23 protein-coding genes, 3 tRNA genes and 1 pseudogene are annotated in these 21088 nt (G+C 71.4%); 22 read left to right on the top strand and 5 right to left on the bottom strand.

Annotated elements, in window-relative coordinates; translation table 11 throughout:
- Positions 1–100 precede the first annotated feature (100 nt).
- The 4 genes from D6689_08695 to D6689_08680 form a co-directional block, all read right to left on the bottom strand.
- Positions 101–1903 carry a GAF domain-containing protein gene (locus tag D6689_08695; GenBank protein RMH42291.1) on the bottom strand — a complete coding sequence of 601 codons (1803 nt, stop codon included), beginning with the start codon at positions 1901–1903 and terminating at the stop codon, positions 101–103.
- 2 nt (positions 1904–1905) lie between these two features.
- A complete protein-coding gene (locus D6689_08690; GenBank protein RMH42290.1) occupies positions 1906–2778 on the bottom strand; it encodes a tetratricopeptide repeat protein in 873 nt (290 codons plus the stop codon).
- A complete protein-coding gene (locus D6689_08685; GenBank protein ID RMH42289.1) occupies positions 2766–4565 on the bottom strand; it encodes a serine/threonine protein kinase in 1800 nt (599 codons plus the stop codon). The genes D6689_08690 and D6689_08685 overlap by 13 nt, the downstream gene beginning before the upstream one ends.
- A gap of 98 nt (positions 4566–4663) precedes the next feature.
- Positions 4664–5983 (bottom strand): AarF/ABC1/UbiB kinase family protein, encoded by a 1320-nt coding sequence (locus D6689_08680; protein RMH42288.1) that lies wholly within the window; start codon positions 5981–5983, stop codon positions 4664–4666.
- Positions 5984–6084: 101 nt separating this feature from the next.
- Here D6689_08680 and D6689_08675 point away from each other — a divergent pair.
- The 20 genes from D6689_08675 to D6689_08580 all read left to right on the top strand — a co-directional run bounded on the left by D6689_08675 (position 6085) and on the right by D6689_08580 (position 19854).
- Positions 6085–6156 (top strand) — tRNA-Val (locus D6689_08675).
- A gap of 112 nt (positions 6157–6268) precedes the next feature.
- Positions 6269–7978 carry a threonine--tRNA ligase gene (gene thrS / locus D6689_08670; protein RMH42298.1) on the top strand — a complete coding sequence of 570 codons (1710 nt, stop codon included), beginning with the start codon at positions 6269–6271 and terminating at the stop codon, positions 7976–7978.
- A gap of 81 nt (positions 7979–8059) precedes the next feature.
- Complete coding sequence (locus D6689_08665) at positions 8060–8716, top strand: translation initiation factor IF-3 (GenBank protein ID RMH42287.1); 657 nt, start codon at positions 8060–8062, stop codon at positions 8714–8716.
- 106 nt (positions 8717–8822) lie between these two features.
- Positions 8823–9020 carry a 50S ribosomal protein L35 gene (locus D6689_08660; protein RMH42286.1) on the top strand — a complete coding sequence of 66 codons (198 nt, stop codon included), beginning with the start codon at positions 8823–8825 and terminating at the stop codon, positions 9018–9020.
- Between the two features lie 18 nt (positions 9021–9038).
- Entirely contained in the window at positions 9039–9389 is a 351-nt protein-coding gene (locus D6689_08655; protein RMH42285.1) for a 50S ribosomal protein L20, read from the top strand.
- 12 nt (positions 9390–9401) lie between these two features.
- Positions 9402–10439, top strand: coding sequence for a phenylalanine--tRNA ligase subunit alpha (locus D6689_08650; GenBank protein ID RMH42284.1), 1038 nt, complete (start codon positions 9402–9404; stop codon positions 10437–10439).
- Complete coding sequence (locus tag D6689_08645; GenBank protein RMH42283.1) at positions 10439–12877, top strand: phenylalanine--tRNA ligase subunit beta; 2439 nt, start codon at positions 10439–10441, stop codon at positions 12875–12877. The genes D6689_08650 and D6689_08645 overlap by 1 nt, the downstream gene beginning before the upstream one ends.
- A 179-nt stretch (positions 12878–13056) precedes the next feature.
- Positions 13057–13353, top strand: coding sequence for an integration host factor subunit alpha (locus D6689_08640; protein ID RMH42282.1), 297 nt, complete (start codon positions 13057–13059; stop codon positions 13351–13353).
- An 87-nt stretch (positions 13354–13440) separates the two neighbouring features.
- Entirely contained in the window at positions 13441–13779 is a 339-nt protein-coding gene (locus D6689_08635) for a MerR family transcriptional regulator (GenBank protein RMH42281.1), read from the top strand.
- 27 nt (positions 13780–13806) lie between these two features.
- A tRNA-Pro gene (locus D6689_08630) sits at positions 13807–13881 on the top strand.
- 87 nt (positions 13882–13968) lie between these two features.
- Positions 13969–14721, top strand: a complete 753-nt coding sequence (gene surE, locus D6689_08625; protein ID RMH42280.1) for a 5'/3'-nucleotidase SurE — start codon at positions 13969–13971, stop codon at positions 14719–14721.
- 29 nt (positions 14722–14750) lie between these two features.
- Entirely contained in the window at positions 14751–15353 is a 603-nt protein-coding gene (locus D6689_08620; GenBank protein ID RMH42297.1) for a protein-L-isoaspartate(D-aspartate) O-methyltransferase, read from the top strand.
- Between the two features lie 9 nt (positions 15354–15362).
- A complete protein-coding gene (locus D6689_08615; GenBank protein RMH42279.1) occupies positions 15363–15929 on the top strand; it encodes an adenine phosphoribosyltransferase in 567 nt (188 codons plus the stop codon).
- A 194-nt stretch (positions 15930–16123) separates the two neighbouring features.
- Positions 16124–16495, top strand: coding sequence for a DUF2384 domain-containing protein (locus D6689_08610; protein ID RMH42278.1), 372 nt, complete (start codon positions 16124–16126; stop codon positions 16493–16495).
- The gene (locus D6689_08605; GenBank protein ID RMH42277.1) at positions 16455–17219 is read left to right on the top strand and encodes an RES domain-containing protein; all 765 of its coding nucleotides are present in this window, start codon (positions 16455–16457) and stop codon (positions 17217–17219) included. The genes D6689_08610 and D6689_08605 overlap by 41 nt, the downstream gene beginning before the upstream one ends.
- A 74-nt stretch (positions 17220–17293) precedes the next feature.
- Positions 17294–17707 carry a hypothetical protein gene (locus tag D6689_08600; GenBank protein ID RMH42276.1) on the top strand — a complete coding sequence of 138 codons (414 nt, stop codon included), beginning with the start codon at positions 17294–17296 and terminating at the stop codon, positions 17705–17707.
- Positions 17704–18132, top strand: coding sequence for a hypothetical protein (locus tag D6689_08595; protein RMH42275.1), 429 nt, complete (start codon positions 17704–17706; stop codon positions 18130–18132). Before D6689_08600 ends, D6689_08595 begins: the two co-directional genes overlap by 4 nt.
- Before the next feature lie 179 nt (positions 18133–18311).
- Positions 18312–18388: transfer RNA gene (locus tag D6689_08590), tRNA-Arg, on the top strand.
- Between the two features lie 34 nt (positions 18389–18422).
- Positions 18423–18980: a hemerythrin domain-containing protein gene (locus D6689_08585; GenBank protein ID RMH42274.1), complete on the top strand. Its 558-nt coding sequence runs from the start codon at positions 18423–18425 to the stop codon at positions 18978–18980.
- Positions 18981–19110: 130 nt separating this feature from the next.
- Positions 19111–19854, top strand: coding sequence for an SDR family oxidoreductase (locus tag D6689_08580; protein RMH42273.1), 744 nt, complete (start codon positions 19111–19113; stop codon positions 19852–19854).
- Positions 19855–20006: 152 nt separating this feature from the next.
- On the opposite strand, the pseudogene D6689_08575 reads toward D6689_08580, so the two are convergent.
- A pseudogene (locus tag D6689_08575) lies at positions 20007–20120 on the bottom strand (PE family protein).
- Positions 20121–20366: 246 nt separating this feature from the next.
- Between D6689_08575 and D6689_08570 the strand changes: the two are divergent.
- Together D6689_08570 and D6689_08565 are read left to right on the top strand one after the other, a co-directional pair.
- Positions 20367–20546 (top strand): hypothetical protein, encoded by a 180-nt coding sequence (locus D6689_08570; GenBank protein ID RMH42272.1) that lies wholly within the window; start codon positions 20367–20369, stop codon positions 20544–20546.
- 194 nt (positions 20547–20740) lie between these two features.
- Entirely contained in the window at positions 20741–21001 is a 261-nt protein-coding gene (locus D6689_08565) for a hypothetical protein (protein ID RMH42296.1), read from the top strand.
- Positions 21002–21088 lie beyond the last annotated feature (87 nt).

Raw genomic sequence — 21088 nt, 5'->3', positions numbered from 1 at the left:
CCAGGTGGGCCAAGTGTTTTGTTTCTAGCAGGTTGCGCGATTTCGGCCGCCCGCGCCCCGGAGGCGACCGCGACAGCCGCGTCATACGGAATCCACTGCGTTATCGCGTGTTTTGGCGATCCTGTTCCTCTTTTTCGAGGTGGCGGAAGATCGTGCGCGGATCGACGCCGAGGTCGCGCGCCGTCTTCGTGCGGTTTCCATTGTTGAGCGCGAGCACCTCGTTGATGTAGTCGCGCTGGAACTTCTCCTTTGCCTCGGCCAGCGGCAGGATGCGCGGCAGTTCGTCCGCCGTGAGTCCGAGGTCGTCCGGCCCGATCATCGGGCCCTCTGCGAGCACGACCGCCTTTTTGATCCGGTTTTCCATCTCGCGGATGTTCCCCGGCCAGTGGTACTTGCGGATCGCGACCGACGCATTGGGCGAAAACCCCCGCACCTTCGCGCCGTATTCGCGCGCGTAGCGGCCGAGCAGGTAGCGCGCGAGCACGAGCACGTCCTCGCCGCGGTCGCGCAGCGGCGGCAGGTGCAGATTCACCACGTTCAGCCGGTAGTACAGGTCTTCGCGGAAGCGACCGGCGGCGATCTCCTGTTCGAGGTCGCGGTTGGTCGCGGCGACGATGCGGATGTCCACCGCTTCCGGACGCGTGTCGCCGACCCGCACGACGACCTTCTCCTGGATCGCGCGCAGGATCTTGACCTGCAGCGCGAGCGGCATTTCGCCGATCTCGTCGAGAAACAGGGTGCCGCCGTCGGCCGCCTGGAACTTGCCCTGCTTGTTGGCGACCGCACCGGTGAACGCGCCGCGCACGTGGCCGAACAGTTCCGACTCGAGCAAGTTCTCCGGGATCGCGCCGCAGTTGATCGTGACGAACGGCTTGTCGCGGCGCTGCGATCGACTGTGAATCTCGCGCGCGATCAGTTCCTTGCCCGTACCGGTCTCGCCGGTGATGAGCACCGAGATGTCGGTCCCCGCGACTTTTTCGATCTTGCGAAACACGTCCTGCATGGCGGGGCTCGCGCCGACGATGTCGCCGAAGCGCATCTGCTCGAGCTGTTCGTGCAGGGCGCGGTTGTCGTGGCGCAGCTCGTCGACGAGCAGCGCGTTGGCGACGATGAGCGCCGCCTGGGCGGCGAACACCGTGAGCGCGTTGAGCGTGTCCTGCGTAAACAGGTCGACGATGTTGCTGTTGCCGACGTAGATGATGCCGAGCAGCTTGCCCCGGTCGAGCAGCGGGACGCAGATGACCGACGACAGACGCAGGTTCATGACCGACTTGGCCGACGCGAACTCGGCGTCGTTCATCGCGTCCGAGATGATCACCGGCTGGCGACTGCGGACCACTTTGGCGATGATCGAGTCGGACAGCTGGCTGACCGCGTCGGCGATGTTCTCCCGCTTCAGGTTGCGTGCGACCTTCACGTCGAGCTGGTCTCCCTCCATCAAGATGAGAAAGCCCTTGTCGGCGTTGGTGATCTCGATGACCGCGTCCATCAGCTCTTCGAGCAGGTCGGCGAGCTTGTGTTGTTCCATCAGGCGCGCCGAGAACTCGTAGAGCTTGCGGTAGGCGTCGACGTCCGCGATCGTCTCCGCCGCTTCCTCCTCGCGCGCCGGATGGTCGTCGATCATCGAAAACACGAGTTCGATCGGGCCGACCGCAATCTTGTCTTCGTGCGCGAGCTTGTGTTTCTTGCGGCGCTTGCCGTTGATGGTCACCGCCGTGCGGCGGTCGATCGTCGCGAAGTGGTAGCAGCTGCCGTCGAAGTGGATGTGGGCGAAGCTGTCGGCGATCAGCGGATCCGGCAGCACGATGTCGTTGTCGGGCGACGAACCGAGCGACGTGATCTTCTTGTACAGGTGGTAGACGGTCGGGCCCTTGCCGGGCACCTGGACGCGCAACGAAGGCATGGTCAGAACTCCACGTGGAAAACGGCACCGGCGCCCCGTGGCCCCGCGAACGGAATCACGCGCGGCGCGGCGGATTGCGGCGGCGCCGGGAACCCCTCCGGCAACAGCGACGGGTCGATCCGCGTGGTCGTGACCACCGTCGGCCGGTGCTCGAGCAACGCGTCGATGACGCCCCATGTGTAGAGCGCGACGAACGCGATGCCCGCGCCGACCTGAACGCGCTGCAGGTTCGCCGCGAAGCCGACCTCGTCGCGCGGAATTCGGTGGCGCGGAAACCCGTAGTCGAAAGCGAGCACGAGGAACGAGCCGAGCGACGCGGCACCGGTCGTCACTTCCGCGATCGCGAAAAACTTCCCCTTGCCGGGCTGGCCGTTTTGAAACTGGCCGGCGCCGAACGGAATGAAGTTGATCCAGTACGGGTTGTGCTGCACGTTGACCTGGGTGGCTCGCGCCAGCGCTTCCTGATAGCGCGCGAGCTGGCGGTCCTTCTCCGCCTTTTCGAGCTTGTCGCGCAGGGCTCGCTTGATCTTGCGGAAGAAGTCCACGACCTTCGGCGTGTACACGTCCGGGTCCAGTTCGAGGTCGGGCTGCAGGATGAGCGCCTCCTCGAACCAGCGCTCGGCCTCGTCGAGATCGTCGGTCTCGAAGTACGACACGCCGAGCATGACGTACGCCTCGCGCAGCTCGTCGTCGGTCGCCAGCGCCGGCGTCGGAAACAACAGCGGGTAGACCGTGGCGATGACCGACTTGTAGTCCCCCGCGCGGAACCGGTCGCGCGCCTCGGCCAGTTTGTCGGCGGGCGTCGCTCGCGCGACCGGCATGACGGCAAATGCGATCGCGGCGGTCGCCGCCGCGGCGGCGGTCAGTCGTCGCAATCGACCGTCTCCTGGGCGCCATAGCGCAGCTCGACCTGCCGCCGCCGGGCGCCGCCGTCCCAGTTGAACAACAGGGTCGCCGTCGCGAGTCCGTCCACGGTCCGGATCGGCAGGGTGCGGGCGCGGCCGAGCGGCAGCGGCTTGCCGTCGAGCTGCGCACGCGCCCCGGGGCGGCGACAGGTCGCGGTGATCTGCGCCGGCCGGTAGGGCGTCGTGACCGTGACCGTCGCGCCGTCGGGCGTGCCCGCGCCGATGTCGGCGCTGCCGATGATGCAGCACTGTGGGTCGCGGGCCTGCACCCGGTGCGCGCCCGGGCCGACCGCGATCTCGGCGCCGGGCGCGTACGGCGTCCACGGCCCGTCGTCGACGCGGTACTCGGCGTGGGTGCCCGGAAACACGTGCAGGCGCAACCGGCGCGGCGGCGCCGACGGCGCGGCGTCGGGCGCGACCGCGGGCGCGCCGCGGCGCACCGGCCGCGGGCGGATCGCGATCGGCCGCCGCGCCCCGGCATCGGCGAGCGCGGCGACGCGCACACCGGGGCGCGCCGGGGGCGCGGCGTCCGGCCGGGGAGGGCGCGCCGCCGCCGCGGTCACCGGCGCGGCATCCGCCGGTCGATTCGCCGCCGCGCGCGCTCCGGCCGCCGGTCCGCCGCCCCGCCGCTCGATCGCGTCGTGGACGAAGAACACGGCCGTCAGCAGCGCGCCCGCGCCGAGCGCCCACGCCGCCGCGCGCACGCCGCGCTGGCGCCGCGACAACCGCTCGATCGCGCGCAGCACCTCCTCGTTGTCCGGGTCGAGGGTGAGCACCCGGTTGAACAGCTCGAGCGCCTGCGCGCGGTTGTCGGCGAGCGCCTCGCGGCCGGCGGCCGTCAGCGCGGCGATCAGCCGCTCGCGCAGCGACATCTCGTACGACGCCGGCGATGCGAAGAACCGCTTGAGTTCTTCGCGCGGGTCGGCCAGGCCGCTGCGCGCGAGGAACGCCTCGAGGTCGCGCTGCATCGACGCGATGTCCGGGTAGCGGTCCTCCTTGTCGCGTGCCATCGCGCGCGCGATGATTCGCGACAACTCCTTGCACACGCGCGGCTCGACCTGCGACGGCGGCGCGTACTCGCAATCGGCGATCCGCTTGAGGATCTCGTGCGGGTTGCGGCCCCGGAACGGCAGCTCGCCGGTCGACAGCTGGTACAGCAGAATGCCGACGCTGAACACGTCGGTACGAAAGTCGAGGCGCTGGCCCTGGACGTGCTCCGGCGACATGTACGCCGGCGACCCGAGCAGCTGGCCGGTCACCGTGAGCCGATCGGTGTCGAGCATCTGCGCGATGCCGAAGTCCATCAGCTTCAGCACGCCGTCGTTGCGGATCATGATGTTCTCGGGCTTGACGTCGCGGTGGAGAACGCCGAGCCCGTGCGCGTGCGCCAGCGCCGCGCACACGCGCGCGGCGATCATCGCGGCAATTTCCGGATGGCCGATCGCCCGGGCCGAGATGAACTCCTTGAGCGTCTGGCCGTCGATGAACTCGGTGACGATGTAGCTCTCGTCGGAGTCGACCCCCGAGAAGTCGAAGATCTCCACGATGTTCTCGTGGCGGAGCTTCGCCACGGCCTGTGCTTCCCGCTCGAAGCGGTCGCGGGCTTCCCGGTGTTCGGCCAGGTGCTGGTGCAGCACCTTGACCGCGACCTCGCGCTTGAGCTGGCGGTCGATCGCCCGATAGACGACCGACATGCCGCCCTGGCCGACTTTCTCGACCAGCTCGTACTTATCGAGGATCTGTCCGGGCTCGACCATGGTCCGCGCGGGTGACGTCCCAATCCAACTAGTCTGTGTCCGGACACCGCGACGAGCGAGCGCCGGGGCCGCCACGTGTGGCGGCGGATGAGCGCATTTTAGCCCGAATGGCTCCGCGCGGCGCGCGCACCGCCCCCCGCATCGTCGCCGCGAACGACCGCTGGCCCGAGCTCGACGGCGGCGAAAAACGGCGCCGCCTCCGACATCAGGTCGAGGTCCGGCGCCAGCTGCTTGCCGATCCCCTCGGTGACCGCGATGGCGATGTTGACCATGGTGAACGTCGGGTTGGCGCGGACGCGGTGACGGCGCATCACCCCCATCATGTCGAACGCGACCTTGCTGGCCTCGACCTCGCCGAGCGCCTTGCCGTAGTAGCGGTCGACGAACGCCACCACGTCGCGCTCGAACGCGGCGTAGTCGCCGACCTTGGCGCTCGGGCTGAACTCGACCATGATGCGGGCCATCGTCGTCGCGTCGCCGGCCGCCCACGCGGCGAAGTACTGCGCGAAGATCCGGCGGTGCAGGTCGTCGAGTTCGGCCACCAACCCGAGGTCGATGATGACGACCCGATCGTCGGGCGTCACGAGGATGTTGCCCGGGTGCAGGTCGGCGTGGACGAACCCGTCGGCGAACACCATCTTCAGCAGGGTGTGGAACCCGATGCGGGCGAGTCGCCTCGGGTCCGACACCGCGGGATCGTAGTCGAGCACCTTGCGGCCGTCGATGAACTCCATCGTCAGCACTCGGGCGGAGCACAGCTCCGGCACGAGTTCGGGGAACCGCACGTCCGGGTGGCCGCCGAAGTTGGCGCGAAACCGGCGGTTGTTGGCCGCCTCGACGCGGAAGTCGATCTGCATGTGGATCGCGCGCGCGAACTCGCCGACGCTCTCGACCGGCGACATCAGCCGGATCGACGGCGCGATCGCCAGCACCCGCGCGATCGCGCGCATCACCGCGAGGTCGAACCGGACGATCGCGTCGAGGCCGGGCCGGCGGACCTTGACCGCGACCGCGCGGCCGTCGCGCAACCGCGCGCGGTGGACCTGGGACACCGACGCGCTCGCGATCGGCACCGGGTCGAACGAGGCGAACAGCGCGTCCGGCGGCGCGCCGAAGTCCTCGACGATCTGGCGGCGCACGTGGCGGAATGCGAACGCGCCGACCTGATCCTGGAGCGTCTCGAGCGCCTCGATCACGTGCGGCGGCAGCAGGTCGGGCCGCGTACTCATGATCTGGCCGACCTTGACGAACGTGGCGCCGAGCGCGCGCAGCAGGCCGACGAGCCGCCGCGCGAACCAGCGCTGGCGCGCCGGCTTCGGGCGCAGCGCCGCCAACAGCGCCAGCCAGCCGCCGGCCCACCAGACCAGGTGGACCAGCAGGAGGGCGGCCACGACCGGCCCGCGCGCGACGATCCTCACGCGCCGGGGTGTACCACGCGCGGGAGCGCGGCGGGCGGGCGCAAACGGCGCCGAGACGGTTGACGAGCGCGCCGGGAGTTGTTACGAAACGAGGCCATTGAAGGTGCGTAGCTCAGTGGGAGAGCACTACCTTGACACGGTAGGGGTCGGCAGTTCAATCCTGCCCGCACCTACTGGTTCGGCGTGCGGAACGCGATCGTGAGCGAAGAGCTCGACGAACTGTTCGGCACGCGCGAACCGGAGCTGTCGCCGCTGCAGACGCTGCGGCACAGCTGCGCCCACGTGATGGCCAAGGCCGTGCAACGGCTGTATCCGGGCACGAAGGTCACCATCGGCCCGGACATCGACACGGGCTTCTACTACGACTTCGACGCGCCCAAGCCGTTTACCGAGGACGATCTCGCGGCCATCGAGGCGGAGATGCAAAAGATCATCGACGCGGACGAACCGTTCGTCCGCGAAGAGATCGACCGCGACGAGGCCATCCGCTTGTTTCGGGATCTCGGCGAGGACTACAAGGTCGAGATCATCGAGGACATCATCCCGCCCGGCGCGGTGACCACGATCTACCGCACCGGCGACTGGTTCGACCTGTGCCGGGGGCCGCACGTCGAGCGCACGGGCCAGATCAAGGCGTTCAAGCTGCTGTCGGTGGCGGGCGCGTACTGGCGCGGCGACGAGAAGCGGCCGATGCTGCAGCGCATCTACGGCACGGCGTTCCCCGACAAAAAGCAGCTTCGCCAGTTCCTGCAGCGCCTCGAGGAGGCCAAGAAGCGCGATCACCGCAAGCTCGGCAAGGAACTCGACCTGTTTTCGATCGACAACACGATCGGCGGCGGGCTCGTGCTGTGGCATCCGAAGGGCGCGCTCGTGCGCTACCTGATCGAGGAGTACTGGCGAAGGCGCCACCTCGACAGCGGCTACGACCTGGTCGCGACGCCGCACATCGCCAAAGATCAACTCTGGCAGACCTCCGGCCACCTCGAATTCTACAAAGAGTCGATGTTCGCGGGCATGGACGTCGACGGCCAGGACTACCTGGTCAAGCCGATGAACTGCCCATTCCACGTCACGATCTACAAGCAGGGGTTGCGCAGCTACCGCGACCTGCCGCTTCGCTGGGCGGAACTCGGCACCGTGTACCGCTACGAGCGGTCCGGCACGCTGCACGGGTTGTTGCGCGTGCGCGGGTTCACCCAGGACGACGCGCACCTGTTCATGACCCGGGACCAGCTGCCGGGCGAACTCGACCGGGTGGTGCAGTTTTGCCTGTCCATCCTCGGCGCGTTCGGCTTCGAAGACTTCACGCTGTACCTGTCGACGCGGCCGGAAAAGTTCGTCGGGGAGCCGGCGGTGTGGGACGAGGCCGAGCAGGCGCTGCACGCGGCGATCGAAAAGACGGGCCTGCCGTACGAGATCGACCGCGGCGGCGGCGCGTTCTACGGCCCGAAGATCGACATCGCGCTCACCGACGCGCTCGGGCGCAAGTGGCAGTGTTCGACCGTGCAGGTGGACTTCAACCTGCCGGAGCGGTTCGACCTGCAGTACGTCGGCCCCGACGGCGAGCGGCACCGCCTGGTCATGGTCCACCGGGCGCTGCTCGGGTCGATCGAGCGATTTTTCGCCGTGCTCGTCGAACACTACGGCGGCGCGTTCCCGGTGTGGCTCGCCCCGGTGCAAGCGCGCGCGATCACGGTGTCCGAGCGGCAGGATGCGTGGGCCCGCGAGGTCGAGGCCGCGCTGCGCGCGCGCGGCTTCCGGGTCGATTCGGACTTGTCTGCCGACAAGCTCGGCGCGAAGATTCGACGAGCGCAGTTGGAGAAGATTCCGTTCATGCTCGTGTGCGGCGATAAAGAGGTCGAGGCCAGGGCGGTCGCGCCGCGCACGCGCGAGGGCAAGCGTCTGGACGTCATGTCGCTCGACGCGTTTGCCGACCACCTCGCCGACGCCGCCCGCATTCCGCGGAGCGGGGCCTCGTCGGCGACGTCCGCGTGATGCGCCCGGCTGCAGCGACCTGCGACTGCCCGGCGCGCCGCGCGCGGACCCGACCGCCTGGCGCCAACCCGGAGATTTCCCATTCGCAGAGGACCCCGCAAACCCGCTAGCCGCAACCGACTCGACCAGCTGCGCGTCAATCGGCGCATCCGCGTACCGGAGGTGCGCGTGGTGCTCGAAGACGGCACCCAGCTCGGGATCTTGCCGACGCACGAGGCGCTCGCCGAGGCGGAGCGCCGCGGGCTCGACCTCGTCGAGATCTCGCCGCGCTCGCGCCCGCCGGTGTGCCGCATCATGGACTACGGTCGCTACAAGTACCAGGAGTCCAAAAAGAAGAAGGAGGCGCGCAAGCACGCGACGACCATGGAGGTCAAGGAGGTCAAGTTCCGCCCCAAGACGGACGAGCACGACCTCGACTTCAAGATCAAACACGTGCGCCGCTTCCTCGAGGAGGGCAACAAGGTCCGGCTGGTCGTGATGTTCCGCGGTCGCGAGGTGACGCACCCGGAGACGGGCGTCGCCGTGCTCGACCGCGTCGTCGAGGCGGTCGAAGGGCTCGGCCAGGTGGAGTCCCGGCCGAACATGGAGGGCCGGCGCATGACGATGATCCTGGCGCCGCGCGTGGGCGTGATCCGCCGGGCGCCGAAACAGCAGCCGGCGGCGAAACCGGCCGGCGACGGCGCCGCACCGGCCTCCGACGCGGCGACGGCCGAATCCTCCGCCGCCGCGAAGTCGTAGGCCGCCCCGCAATTTCAGCACCTTGACGCCACGTCGCGGCGCGGTCGCGCAACGCGGTCATTAGGACTTGCGTTTCGCGCGCGACTGAGGCACAAAAGGCGGCCCGATGCCCAAGATGAAGTCGAAGACCGGCGCCAAAAAGCGGTTCCGCACGACCGGGACGGGCAAGTTCCGGCGCAACAAGAAAGGCCGCCGCCACATCCTCACGAAGAAGACCCGCAAGCGCAAGCGCAACCTGCGCAAGCCGGCGCTCGTCCACAAGGCGGACGAAAAGCAGATGCGGGTCATGCTTCCGTACGCATAGCCTCTCGGAGCCAGACCCATGCCCCGCGCGAAAAAAGGATTCAAAGCTCGTCGCCGCCGCAACCGCGTGCTCAAGGCCATCAAGGGCTATCGCGGCAAGCGCGGCACCTGCTATGCGATCGGCAGCGAGGCGCTGCACCACGCGTGGCAGCACATGTACCGCGGCCGCAAGCAGCGCAAGCGCGACTTCCGCGCCCTGTGGATCGCCCGCATCAACGCGGCCGTGCGCCCGCTCGACCTGAGCTACTCTCGGTTCATGGGCGGGCTGAAGGCCAACGGCGTCGGGCTCAACCGCAAGATGCTCGCCGAGATCGCGATCAGCGATCCGGCCGCGTTCAAAGCGATCGCCGAGACCGCCGCACGCGCGTAGGCAGCCGCACCCGTGTCGGCGCAGGAGCTCATCGCGCAGCTCGAGGCGCTCGGCGGAGAGTTCGCGGCGGCCATCGCCGATCTCACCGACGAGCAGGCGATCCGCGCGGCGCAGGCGCGCTTCCTCGGCAAGAAGGGCCGCGTGTCCGCGGTCATGAAGCAGATGGGCGCGCTGCCGCCCGACGCGCGCCGCGAGGTCGGCCAGGTCGCCAACCGCGTGAAGGCGGCGATCACCGACGAGGTCGCGCGCCGGCTGGCCCAGCTCGACGCGCTCGCGCGCCAGCGCGACCTCGAGCGGCGCGTGGACGTGACGCTGCCGGGCCGCCAGCCGCACGCCGGCCACGCGCACATCGTGTGGCAGGTGCGCGACGAGCTGATCGCGATCTTCGCGGAACTCGGTTTCGACGTGGCCGAGGGGCCCCAGGTCGAGACCGACTTCCACAACTTCGAGGCGCTCGCGATGCCGAAGGATCACCCGGCTCGCGACATGCAAGACACCTTCTACGTCACCGACGACGTCGTGCTGCGCACGCACACGAGCCCCGTGCAGATCCGCACGATGCTCGCGCAGCCGCCGCCGGTCAAGATCATCTCGCCCGGCATCGTGTTCCGCCGCGACGACGACCCGACGCACAGCCCGATGTTCGCCCAGCTCGAGGCGCTGCTGGTCGACGAGGTCGTGCGGTTCTCCGATCTGAAGGGCGTGCTGCTGCACATGGTGCGCCGGTTCTTCCGGCGCGACCTCGACGTCCGCTTTCGCCCGAGCTACTTCCCGTTCGTCGAGCCCGGCGCCGAGGTCGACATGGAGTGCTCGTTCTGCACGCCGGACACCGCCGCCGACTGCCGCATCTGCAAGGGCACGCGCTGGCTGGAGATCGGCGGCTGCGGGATGGTCGACCCCGACGTGTTCGCGCACGTCGGCTACGACGCGGAGCGCTACACCGGCTTCGCGTTCGGCATGGGGATCGACCGCATGGCGATGCTGCGGCACGGCATCAACGACATCAAGCTGCTGTACGACGGCGACGTGCGGTTTTTGAGGCAATTCTGATGCGCGCGGTATGGTCCTGGCTGCGCGACCTGGTCGACCTGCCCGCCGGCGTCGGGCCCGCCGACGCGGCGGCGGCGCTCACCGGCGCCGGCCTCGAGGTCGAAGAAACGATCGAGTTGGGCGGCGATTTGTCGGGCGTCGTCGTCGCGCAGGTCGTGCGCCGGCGCCCTCATCCGAACGCCGACAAGCTCACGCTGGTCGAGGTCATCGATCGGGACGGTGGGGCGGCGGTCGAGGTCGTGTGCGGCGCGCCGAACGTGCCGGATCCCGGCGGACGCGTGCTGTGGGCGCGCCCGGGTGCGACGCTGCCCGGCGGCGTGCGCATCGACGCGCGTGCGGTCCGCGGGGTGCAGTCGGCCGGCATGTTGTGCTCGGAGCGCGAGCTGGGGATCGGCGACGACCACGATGGCATCGTCGTTTTGCGCGGGCGCGACGCCGACGTGCCGCTCGGCCAGGACGTGCGCGACGCGCTCGGCTTGCGCGACGTGGTGTTCGACGTCGGCGTGCCGGCCAATCGTCCCGACTGCAACGGCCACCTCGGCCTCGCGCGCGAACTCGCGGCGCTGTGCGGTGGCCGGCTACGCGACGTCGACGTCGACCTGGGCGCGGTGACGGACGCCGCGGTGCGCGTCGCGGATCGGGTCGCGGTGTCGATCGAGGATCCCGACCGGTGCGCGCGCTACACCGCGCGCCTGATCGACGGCTTGACGGTCGGGCCGTCGCCGCGGTGGCTGCGGCGGCGCCTCGAGGCGGTCGGCGTGCGCCCGATCAACAACCTCGTCGACGTGACCAACTACGTCATGTTCGAACTCGGACAACCGCTGCACGCATTCGACCTGCGGCGGATCGCCGGCGGCCGCATCGTGGTGCGCCGCGCGCGGGACGGCGAACGCATGACCACCCTCGACGACGTCGACCGGGCGCTCACCGCCGACGACCTGGTCATCTGCGACGCGAACGGGCCGGTGGCGCTCGCGGGGGTGATGGGCGGCGCCGACAGCGAGGTCCGCGACGACACCCGCAGCGTGCTGCTGGAAAGCGCCCATTTCGAGCCGACCGGCATCCGCCGGACCGCGCGGCGCCTGAACCTGCACTCGGAGTCGTCACACCGGTTCGAGCGCGGCGTCGATCCGAACGGGGTCGACCGCGCGTCGGCTCGCGCGGCGAAGTTGCTCGCCGAGCTCGGCGGCGGCCGCGTCGCCGCGGGCGTCGTGGACGTGTACCCGCGGCCGGCCGCGCCGGTGCGCGTGGCCATCCGGCCGGCGCGCGCCGCGCAGCTTACCGGCGTCGACCTCACCGCCGCCGACGTCCGCCGGTCGCTCGACGCGATCGGCCTGCCGGTCGTCCGCGACGCCGGCGATCGGCTCGAGGTCGAGGTGCCCACATTCCGGCCGGACGTCACCCGCGAGGTCGACCTCATCGAGGAGGTCCTGCGGCTGTACGGCTTCGACAAGGTGCCGGCGACGCTGCCGCGGGACGCGATCGCGCCGCGCGGACAGCGCGACCCGCGCGAGCCGCGCGCGCGCGCCGCCCTCGTCGCCGCCGGCCTCGACGAGTGCGTGTGCTACGCGTTCGCCTCGCCCGAGCGCATCGCCGAGTTTCGCTTTCCCGCGGACGACCCCCGCGCGGCGCCGATCGCGATCCGCAACCCGCTGCGCGCCGACCATGCGGCCTTGCGCACCACGCTGCTGCCCAACCTGCTGGCGGCGGTGGCCCGCAATCTGGCGCGCGGCAACCACGACGTCCGGCTGTTCGAGGTCGGCCACGTGTTTTTGCCCGCGGACGGCGAGCCGCTGCCCGAGGAGCGGCGCACCGCCGCGGGCGTGCTCACCGGACGGCGCGCGGGCTGGCTCCAGCCCGGTGAGCCGCTGGACTTCTTCGACGTCAAGGGCGCCGTCGAACGCCTGCTGCACGCCGTCGCCGGCGGCGACGTCGCCGCGGCCGCGCGCTACGAGGCCGCCTCCGACCTGGCCTACCTGCACCCGGGTGCGTCGGCCCTCGTCGTACTGCCGGACGGCACCGCCGCCGGCGTGGTCGGCGAGGTGCACCCGGACCTGCGGGACCGCTACGATCTGAGCGCGCCGTGCTTTGCGTTCGAGATCGACCTCGACGCGCTGCCGCCGGCGGGGCCGGTCCAGATGCAGCCGCTTCCGCGCTTCCCCGCGATCACCCGCGACGTGTCGTTTTTCGTCGCGGCGGACGTGCCCGCGTCGCGCGTCGAGGCCGTGATCCGGGCCGAGCCGGAGCCGCTGCTCGAGCAGGTGTCGGTGCTCGAGGACTACCGCGACCCTCAGCGCGTCCCCGCCGGGCAAAAGGGGATGCTGTGGTCGCTCACGTACCGGGCGCCCGACCGCACGCTCACGGACGCCGAGGTCGACGCGGCCCACGGGCGCATCGTCAGGCGGCTGCTGGACGCCCTCGGGGCGCGCCAGCGCTGACCCGCCACCGGCGCAACCGGCCCGCGACACCGAAAATCTATGGTAAAGTCGCTGGGTTAGTTGACTAGCCGGCCGGTGGCCGGCTAGAACGGCAATGGGCTGGCCACCGTGTCCGGATCACCGCGCATCACGGGCCCAGCCGTCGATCGTCGCAGGAGAGCAGCGGAAGGATGGCGACCATGACCAAAGCCGACATCATCGAAGCCGTCTACGAGAAGGTGGGCGGGTTTTCGAAGAAGGAGGCCGCCGAGATCGTCGAGACCGTGTTCGACACGATCAAAGAGACGCTCGAACGCGGCGACAAGATAAAGATTTCTGGCTTCGGCAACTTCGTCGTGCGCGACAAGAAGGCGCGCGTCGGCCGAAATCCCCAAACCGGGGAGGAGATCACGATCTCCGCGCGTCGGGTGCTCACGTTCAAGCCGAGCCAGGTGCTCAAGAACGCCCTCAACGGGCACCCGATCGTCCCCCTGTAGCCGGCGGCGCCGGGCGGGTCGCGCCCGCGCGACGGACCGCGCCCCGGGCGCACCGGCATCGCGGCACCTGAAGCCATCGGCTCCACCATGGATCCGCGCATCCCCGACAAGCAGTACTTCCGCATCGGCGAAGTCGCCCGCATCGCGGAGGTCGAGACGCACGTGCTGCGGTTCTGGGAGACGGAGTTTTCGACCCTCCGGCCGCGCAAGTCGCGCTCGAACCAGCGGATGTACACGCGCAAGGACGTCGAGAAGGTCCTGCGCATCCGCGACCTGTTGTACGAGGAGGGCTACACGATCGCCGGCGCGCGCCGCCAGCTCGGCGAGGTGCCGGCGGCCGACCCACTCGAGCACCCGAAGGTGCGCGGATTGTGCGCGCGAATCCGCAAAGAGGTCGAAGAGCTGTTGCAGCTCGTCGATGAATGAAGTATCTCGTCTGTGACTCGACCCAACCGGGGCGTAGCGCAGCCTGGTTAGCGCACTTGACTGGGGGTCAAGGGGTCGCTGGTTCAAATCCAGTCGCCCCGACTGGTCCCGCGGCGGGGCTCTCGGGCCCCGCCGCGGGCGGGTCGCTTCGCGGCGGGCGGCTCCGCGCCGTGTTATGAACGCGCCGCCATGCCGCCGCTGCTGTTGCTGTCGAACGACGACGGGATCGACGCGCCGGGCCTCGCGGCCCTCGCGGACGCGCTCGCGCCGCTGGCCGAGCTGGTCGTCGTCGCCCCCGAGCGCGAGCGCTCCGCCGTGAGCCACGCGATCACGCTGCACAAGCCGCTGCGGCCGACGCGCGTGCGCGACGGCTGGTTCGCCCTCAGCGGCACGCCGGCCGACTGCGTCTACGCGGGCGTGTTGCGCATCGCGCCGGAGCGGCCGGCCCTCGTCGTATCCGGCATCAACGACGGCAACAACCTCGGCAGCGATGTGTTTTACTCGGGCACCGTCGCCGCCGCCGCCGAGGCGGCGCTGCGCGACGTCCCCGCGATCGCGCTGTCGCAGGCGCCGGGCGCCAACTTCGCGCACTCGGCGCAGTTCGCCGCGGCGCTGGTGCGGGCGGCGCTCGCCCACCCGCTGCCGCCCAAGTGCCTGCTCAACGTCAACTTCCCGCGCGACTTCGACCGCGCGTACCGGTGGACGAAACTGGGCGCGCGCGTCTACCGCGACCAGGTCGAGGAGCGCGAAGACCTGCGCGGGCGCACCTACTACTGGATCGGAGGCCCCTCCGTCGACGTCGCCGACGAGCCGAACACCGACGGCGCCACCGTGCGCGAGGGGCTGGTGTCGATCACCCCGCTGCGGCTCGACCTCACCGCGCACGACCTGCTCGATCCGCCCCCCGCGTGGCCGATCGACGGATACAGCGCTCGCCCGTGACCGATCCGTTCGCCATCGACCGCGAGCGCATGGTCGCTCACCTGGCGGCGCGCGGCGTGGACGACGCGCGCGTGCTGAACGCGATGCGCGCCGTGCCGCGTCACCTGTTCGTCCCCGCGGCGCTGCGCGCGCACGCGTACGACGACCGCCCGCTGCCGATCGGTGCGGGCCAGACGATCTCGCAGCCGTTGGTCGTGGCGCTCACCGCGCAGCTGTGCGCACTCGGCCCGGACGACGTCGCCCTCGAGGTCGGCGCGGGGAGCGGCTATCAGGCGGCCGTGTTGGCGCAGTTGTGCCGCCGGGTGTACGCGCTCGAGATCCGCCCCGAGCTCGCCGCCCGGGCGCGAACCAACCTGCTCGCCGCCGGAGTGGACAACGTGGTCGTGGGCGCCGGCGACGGCGGCCACGGCTGGCCGGAGCACGCGCCGTACGACGCGATCGCCGTCGCCGCGGCGGCGCGGACGGTGCCGCCGCCGCTGGTCGATCAACTCGCCGACGGCGGCCGCCTCGTCATTCCGCTCGGCGCCCCCGACCTGCAGCAGCTCGTGCGCATCGTCCGGCGGGGCGACGAGCTAGAGCGGACCGAGCACGGGCCGGTGCGGTTCGTGGCGTTCGTCGGCGACTTCGGGTAAAAGCGGGCCATGGGAGGCCAGTTCGCCCGCCGCGCGCGCGCCGCGGCCAGCGGTGTCATCGCCGACGACATTCGGGCCGCCGTGCGCGACGTGCCCAACTTTCCGAAGCCGGGCATCGTGTTCAAGGACATCACGCCGGTGCTCGCGAACCCGCGGCTGTTTCGCGGCGCCGTGTCGCTGATGGCGCGCGCGATCGCCCGCTACCAGCCCGACGAGATCGTCGCCATCGAGTCGCGGGGGTTCCTGCTCGGCGCGCCGGTCGCCGACGCGCTCGGGTTGCCGCTACAACTGGTGCGCAAACCGGGCAAGTTGCCCTACAAGACGGCCGGCTACGACTACCAGCTCGAATACGGCAGCGACCGGCTCGAGATCCACATCGACGCGATCGCGCGCGGCCAGCGGGTCGCGATCGTCGACGACCTTCTGGCCACCGGCGGCACGGCCGCGGCGACGGCGAAGCTGGTGGAGCAGCAGGGCGGGGAGGTCGCGTGCTGCGCGTTCCTCATCGAGCTGGCGTTCCTGGACGGACGCCACTCCCTGGCGCGGTGGCCGGTCGAGCGCGTGGTCGAATTCTGAGCGTTGGCAGCGCGGGCGTGCCGCGGGCCGGCCGCCGGCTCGGACCCACGCGGGCGCGAGCCCCGGCGGCGGCCGGTTTCGGCGTCGGCGCGCGATCCGTGTACCGCGGCCAGCTCGGGCCGGGACCGGCGCGAAACGGCTTGCAAATGAAATAGCACGCGATATTATTTTCATATGAAAGGAGCTGTCGCCCCGTGAACCCCGCCGCGTCCGCCGCCGCACCCGACGCCGCCGCGGTCCTCGCCAAGGCGGTGCTGCGCGCCGCGGAGACGGTCGGCTTCCGCCACCGCGAACTCGCCGCCGTCCTCGGCGTGAGCCCGTCGACCGTGTCCCGGCTGGACCGGCGCGGCATCGACCCCGCGTCGAAGGAGGGCGAACTCGCGCTGCTGTTTCTGCGCGTGGCGCGCAGCCTCGACGCGCTCGTCGGCGGCGACGAGCAGGCGGCGCGGAAGTGGATGCGCGCGGCGAACCACCACCTGGGCGCGGTCCCCGCCGAGGCGATCGCGACCGTCGCGGGGCTGGTCCATGTCGCCGAATATCTGGACGCGATGCGGGGGCACCTGTAACCTGCGCCGCTACCGCGGCGAGGCCTGGCGCGTCGTCGAAAGCCAGCAGCTCGTCGGGACGCGCAAGTGGGTCGACTCCGAGGACGAGCACGAACTGCTCGAAGCGCTGATCGACGCCGCGAAGCCTCCCGCGCCGCGAGGCGGCGCGTTCGACCGCCTGCACTTCCTGCTCGCCGCGCCGTTTCGCTACCCGCCGCTGAAGTACGGTTCGCGCTTCGGCAAGCGGACCGAGCGCGGCATCTGGTACGGAGCCGAGGCGATCCGCACCGCGCTCGCCGAGGTCGCCTACTACCGGCTGCTGTTTCTCGAGGGCACCAGCGCCGACCTGCCGCCGCTGATGGTGGAACTCACCGCGTTCGTCGCCGCGCTCGGCACCGAGCGCGCCGCCGACCTCACCGCGCCGCCGTTCGACGCGTTCGAGGAGGTCATCTCGTCGCCGACCGACTACGCGGCCGCCCAGGCGCTCGGCAGCGCGATGCGCGCCGACCGCGTCGTCCTGGCGCGTTACCGATCGGCGCGCGACGCCGGCGGCGGCGCGTGCGTCGCGGTCCTGTCGCCGGAGGGCTTCGCGCGCCCGCACCCGTACGGGTTCAAGCAGTGGTTCTGCGTGGCCGATCGCCGCGGCGTCGAGATGACGCGCAAGGACTTCCTCGAGCGCGGCCGCTACACGTTCTGGCGCGACCAGTTCCTGGTGGACGGCCGCCTGCCCGCGCCGGCGACCTGACTGGCGCGCCGGCGACGCCGCATCGCGCCCGCCGGCCCTGGCGCGCCGCCACCTCCCGGCTGTAGGATGCGCCGATGCTGCGCCCGATCCTCTTTGCCCTGGTCGCCGCCGCCGTCGCCTGCCGAGGCGGCGAGGCCGATACGATGCCCGCCGCCGATCCGACACCGGTCGCGCCGGAGCCGGCACCGGCTGCGCCGCCACCGCCATCCGAAGAAGCGGCGCCCGCTGCGCCGGCCGCACCGGGCGAACCGGCAGCGGAGCAGCCCGCGCTCGACTGCCGCGCGCTGTGCGAGCGCCTGCTCGACTGCATGGCCGAACTCAGCGGCCAGTCGCCGACCCCCGATCAGCTCGCGCAGGCCAAGGGCAAGTGCGAGAACAACTGCGGCGACGCGCCGCCGGACGAGGTCGCGCGGATCGGCCGCTGCGCCGCGGACAACCCCAACTCGTGCCAGGGGATGTTCGAGTGCGTCAAATCGCAGGGGCAGTGATCGCCGCCGGGCTGGTCGCGTGCGGCAGCGCGCCGCCGCCGGAAAAGCCCGCGCCCGCCGGCGCGCCGCAGGCGCGTCCCACCGACGAGGAGCGGTTTCGGGCCGCCCACTTTCGCGCGTGCGACGCGATGTGCTCGCTGCTCACCCGTTGTTCGCAGGTGGAGCTGCGCGAACACTGGGACGAGCTGAGCGACGAGGACCGCGCCGCCGCCGAGCAGATCGGCCCGGCGGAGCTGCGCGCGCACACCGAGCAGTGCGCCGGCGCGTGCCAGGACTCCTCGCCGTCGGTACGCCAGGTCCGCGTCGTGCAGGACTGCGTCGCGGGCCTGCCGGCCGAGGGGTTGCCGACGCCGGCGCAGTGCGAGGAACTCGTGCGCTGCCTCGACGCCGCCCAGCCGCGCCGTCCCGGCAGCGCCGCGCCCTGACCGGCGGCTCCTGTACGTCGCCGCGCCGCCCGGCGGCGCGCGGCGCGGCGCGTGCTGTAGCGCGCCGCCGGCCTGCACGGCGGCGGCCGCCTCGACGAGCCCGCCCCGTTCGGCGAGCGTCGGTCAGCGCGCCGCCGCCTTGCACGACGGCGGCGCCTCGGCCACAGTCGACCCGCACCGGTCCCATAGCTCAGTCGGATAGAGCAACGGTTTCCTAAACCGTAGGTCGCAGGTTCGAGCCCTGCTGGGATCACCGCCGCGCTCGGGCGCAAAGCTGCTATACGGGTTGCATGTTGCAATCGATCGGACGCGGCCCGCGCGCCGCCGGCCCGCGCGACGTCGTCACCCGGCTCGCCGACTGCCACGAGCGCATCCGCCGCCATACCGCGATCGCACGGCGGCTCGCCGCCGCCGACGGCGCGACCACGAGCGACATTCGCGCCGCGGCCGCCCAGGTCGTGAGCTACTTCGGCCGGGCGCTGCCGCTGCACTCCGCCGACGAGGACGAGTCGATCGCCCCGCGGCTGTCGTCGCGCGGCGGCGACGTCGCCGCCGCCTGCGCCGAGATGACGCGCCAGCACGCCGCCATCCACGCCACGCTCACCGACCTCCTGCCGCTTTGCCGCGCGCTCGACGCCGCGCCGGAGCGCCACGCCGACCTGCGCGGCCGCCTCGACGAACTCGCCGGCGCGCTCGCTGCCCAGTTCGACGAGCATCTCGCCCTCGAGGAGCGCGTCGTGTTTCCCGCGATCGCCGCGCTGCCGGACGCCGACCGCGCGGCCATCGTCGCCGAGATGGCCGCCCGCCGCGCCGCGCCTTCGGCCGCGCGGCACGACGGCGCCCCCTGACGCATCGCGCGGCGCCGGACCGGCGTGCCGCGCCGGTGCAGCCCGGCACGCCGCGCCGCGAGGCGGGCGCGCCCCGGCACGCGCGGGCCGATCGTCGCGTACGGTGCGCGAATCGGTGTACGCTGCGTGCGTGGACGTGGCGAATCGAGTGGCGGTCATCACGGGGGCGAGTCGCGGGCTCGGCCGGGGGATGGCGGAGGAGTTCGTCGCCCGCGGGATGCGCGTGGCCGTCTGTGCGCGCACGCGCCCGGCGGTCGACGGCGGCGACCGCGTGTGGGCGGCGCCGGTCGACGTGACCGACGGCGATGCGGTCGACCGGTTCGCCGACGAAGCGTTCGAGCGGTTCGGCCACGTGGACCTGTGGATCAACAACGCGGGCGTGCTCGAACCGATCGGACCGCTGCGCGACACCGACCCGGCCGCGTGGCGGCGGGCGATCGACATCAACGTCCTCGGCGTGTACCACGGCACTCGCGCCTACGTGCGGCGGCTGCGCGCGGCGCGGCGCACGGGCGTCCTCGTCAACGTGTCGTCGGGTGCGGCGTACCACGGGTATGCGGGGTGGTCGGCGTACTGCGCGTCGAAGGCGGCGGTGGACTTGCTCACCGAATCGGTCCAGCTCGAGGAGCAGGCCGACGGGTGGCTCCGCGCGCACGCGGTGGCGCCCGGCGTCATCGACACGGACATGCAAGCGCTCATCCGCGCGCAGTCGCCCGACGTGTTTCCGATGGTCGACAAGTTCGTCGAGATGAAACGGCGGGGCACGTTCAGCTCGGTGCGGTGGGTGGCCGACCACATGCTCCGGCTCGCGTTCGCGCCCGGCGACGACGCGGCGGCCGTGCGGCTGCGGTTTCCGCCGGAACACGCCGACTGATGCGCGGGCGCCGGCGGGGCAGGGGCGGCCGGTCGTCCACTTCGGCGCGGGCGGCGGCGCCCACCGCGGCCGCGACGTACACTCGGCCGATGATTCGCTCATTGCTGGTTGCGTGTGCCGTCGCGGCCTGCGGCGGCGCGGCGGGACGGAGCCCGGCCGCGCCGCCGCCGACCGTCGCTCCCGCCGCGGCGATGCCGGCGTCGCCGCCCCCCGTTTCGCCGGCCCCGCCCGACACCGACGCGGCGCCGCCGTCGGCGGCGTGCGCGGGCGACGAGCGCCGGGCGTTCGACTTCTGGCTCGGCCGCTGGCGGGTACACCACGGCCGCACCGGCGAGGTCGTCGGTTCCAACACGATTTCCCGCGCCGAGGGCGGCTGCGCGCTCGTCGAGCGATGGCGGTCCGCGCGCGGGACGACCGGCCGCAGCTTCACGGCGTGGGATCCCCACGCGCGCCAGTGGGTCCAGCACTGGGTCGACGCGCGCGGCGCGCTCATCGACCTGCGCGGCGGGCCGGTGGACGGCGCGATGGTGCTCACTGGCCGCTACGCCGAGCCCGACGGCACGGAGTCGCTGTTGCGGGGGACGTGGACGCCGCAGGAGGACGGCACGGTGGTCCAGGCGTTCGAGCGGTCCACCGACGGCGGCGCGACCTGGTCGACGTGGTTCGTCGGCATCTACCGGCGGCAGCCGTAGCCGGGGCCCGCGGCGCGGCGATCGGCCGCGCAGGCGCTGGCGTTCGGCGGCCGGGGTCTGTTAGGACTGAGCCGATGGGAATGAAGCCGCGAACCGAACCCGTGACGATCTTTCACAAGCCCGGTTGAAGCACGTCCGCGTTTGCCTTGGCGGTCGCCGAGGAAAAGAACGTGCCCGTGCGGGTCGTCGAGTACATGAAAAAGGCGGAACGACCGAGCCGACAGACCCTGGAGGAGCTGGTCGCGAAGCTGGAAGATCCGGTCGAAGATCTCGTACGAAAGGACGCGAAATTCAAGGCGCTTGGCCTCGATGCCGCGGCGCTGGTCGGCCAGCCCGCGCGGGTGGTCGACCTGCTGGTCGAGCACCCCGAGTTGCTCCAGCGCCCGGTCCTCGTCCGCGGCGACCGCGCGATCATCGGCCGGCCGCGCGAGCGCGTCGCGCCGTTTTTGCGCTGAGCGGCGGCGCCGGCGGCCGGCCGCGCGAGCGCGTCGCGCCGTTCTTGGGCTGAGCGGCGGCGCCGGCGGCCGGCCGCGCACCGCGGC

Source organism: Deltaproteobacteria bacterium (genome assembly GCA_003696105.1).
GTDB lineage: Bacteria > Myxococcota_A > Polyangia > Haliangiales > J016 > J016.
This window is presented reverse-complemented; position numbering and strand designations above follow the sequence as displayed.

Excerpts from the sequence above, each read along its gene's own strand:
- D6689_08640 (RMH42282.1), top strand. The coding sequence starts at position 13,057 with ATGACCAAAGCCGACATCATCGAAGCCGTCTACGAGAAGGTGGGCGGG.
- D6689_08645 (RMH42283.1), top strand. The coding sequence starts at position 10,439 with ATGCGCGCGGTATGGTCCTGGCTGCGCGACCTGGTCGACCTGCCCGCC.
- D6689_08565 (RMH42296.1), top strand. The coding sequence starts at position 20,741 with ATGAAAAAGGCGGAACGACCGAGCCGACAGACCCTGGAGGAGCTGGTC.
- D6689_08695 (RMH42291.1), bottom strand. The coding sequence starts at position 1,903 with ATGCCTTCGTTGCGCGTCCAGGTGCCCGGCAAGGGCCCGACCGTCTAC.
- D6689_08635 (RMH42281.1), top strand. The coding sequence starts at position 13,441 with ATGGATCCGCGCATCCCCGACAAGCAGTACTTCCGCATCGGCGAAGTC.
- D6689_08615 (RMH42279.1), top strand. The coding sequence starts at position 15,363 with ATGGGAGGCCAGTTCGCCCGCCGCGCGCGCGCCGCGGCCAGCGGTGTC.
- D6689_08605 (RMH42277.1), top strand. The coding sequence starts at position 16,455 with ATGTCGCCGAATATCTGGACGCGATGCGGGGGCACCTGTAACCTGCGC.
- surE (RMH42280.1), top strand. The coding sequence starts at position 13,969 with ATGCCGCCGCTGCTGTTGCTGTCGAACGACGACGGGATCGACGCGCCG.
- D6689_08685 (RMH42289.1), bottom strand. The coding sequence starts at position 4,565 with ATGGTCGAGCCCGGACAGATCCTCGATAAGTACGAGCTGGTCGAGAAA.
- D6689_08655 (RMH42285.1), top strand. The coding sequence starts at position 9,039 with ATGCCCCGCGCGAAAAAAGGATTCAAAGCTCGTCGCCGCCGCAACCGC.
- thrS (RMH42298.1), top strand. The coding sequence starts at position 6,269 with ATGGCCAAGGCCGTGCAACGGCTGTATCCGGGCACGAAGGTCACCATC.
- D6689_08660 (RMH42286.1), top strand. The coding sequence starts at position 8,823 with ATGCCCAAGATGAAGTCGAAGACCGGCGCCAAAAAGCGGTTCCGCACG.
- D6689_08585 (RMH42274.1), top strand. The coding sequence starts at position 18,423 with ATGTTGCAATCGATCGGACGCGGCCCGCGCGCCGCCGGCCCGCGCGAC.
- D6689_08620 (RMH42297.1), top strand. The coding sequence starts at position 14,751 with ATGGTCGCTCACCTGGCGGCGCGCGGCGTGGACGACGCGCGCGTGCTG.
- D6689_08600 (RMH42276.1), top strand. The coding sequence starts at position 17,294 with ATGCTGCGCCCGATCCTCTTTGCCCTGGTCGCCGCCGCCGTCGCCTGC.